The organism is Salipiger bermudensis, from assembly GCF_020171625.1.
GTDB lineage: Bacteria > Pseudomonadota > Alphaproteobacteria > Rhodobacterales > Rhodobacteraceae > Salipiger > Salipiger bermudensis_B.
The window spans coordinates 1-1077 of the sequence record NZ_JAIUZY010000037.1; the positions used below are offsets into that span (position 1 = coordinate 1).

The 1077-nt window shown below is 51.6% G+C and carries 1 protein-coding gene and 1 pseudogene; one reads left to right on the forward strand and one right to left on the reverse strand.

The genetic code is table 11. The features are described from left to right. Nucleotides 1-296, reverse strand: a pseudogene (locus LCM15_RS22710) (transposase); the annotation flags it as partial. Between the two features lie 69 nt (nucleotides 297-365). Here LCM15_RS22710 and LCM15_RS22715 point away from each other — a divergent pair. After that, nucleotides 366-842: a hypothetical protein gene (locus LCM15_RS22715; protein WP_224860090.1), complete on the forward strand. Its 477-nt coding sequence runs from the start codon at nucleotides 366-368 to the stop codon at nucleotides 840-842. Nucleotides 843-1077 lie beyond the last annotated feature (235 nt).

Genomic DNA, 1077 nt, shown 5'->3' on the forward strand with positions numbered 1-1077 from the left:
GCGATGCTCGGCCACGAACGCGTATCTCACTTTGCATCCCTGGCGAAATACGCGGTCGCCTTTTTTAGGATATCCCGCTCCTCCGTCACTCTCAGAAGCTCACGCTTGAGCCGACGGATTTCCGCCTCTTTCTCAGCGTCACCGGATGACGCCTTCGCGAACTTCTTCTTCCAAGCGTAGAGCGAATACGCGCTGACCCCGAGACGCTCCGACACTTCCCTGACCGGGTAGCCCCGCTCGGTGATCTGCGCGACGGCGTCTCTCTTGAAATCGTCGCTGAACTTGGTGCTGCTCATCATGGCATCCTTGCCTCAAAATTAGCAAAGAAGGCGTCCACGATACACGGGGCTATTCACACTGTCGCCGTGTACTTGATCGCAAATGCGATAATCGCCGAAATGTCACCAGAATCGCAGAAAGTTACTTCGCTCGCGAAAACGGGGGCGGAGATTGTAGAGTTTGAAAGGGTAAACAAAATCGAACTGATTACCGTTGACAAGAAGACGACGATTATGGACGGGAGTTCGGCGAGAGTCATATTACGCCGCACTGATTCACATATTCTTCGACATTCGAGTGCCGAAGCCATCTCAAAGCCGAGTGAAATTGAGAGGATGGCAAGAGATGCCATCGAATCCGGGATTCCGGGCAAAGTATTAGAAATTGACAGCGCCCTACATTTTCGCCCTGCAGGCTATAGATATGTCACCCCAATTGAGTGGAGCAAATACTGGATCGAGCAGGAGCTACACCCAGGAGAGCGATATCGAATCAACGGAGAAATTCACTTAAAAGACGGAATGCCAGACTATGTCGCGATAAGATCGGTTTCTCAACCATAGGCCCGCCAGCTGCCTCACCCTCGACCAATTCGACGCAAACACACATTCAGAACAGATATACCGCGCTTTCAAATTAAGCTTACATATTGATGATCTTGAAAAATACTCTATTCGAGGGGCATTGTTGCAGAAAGGCAGCCTGAGACGTGAGGTCCCCTTTCCCCTTCAGGTTCATGCCACGCGAACGATCTCTGCGGTGCCGAGGGCATTGAAGCGATTCATGAGTGCGACACGG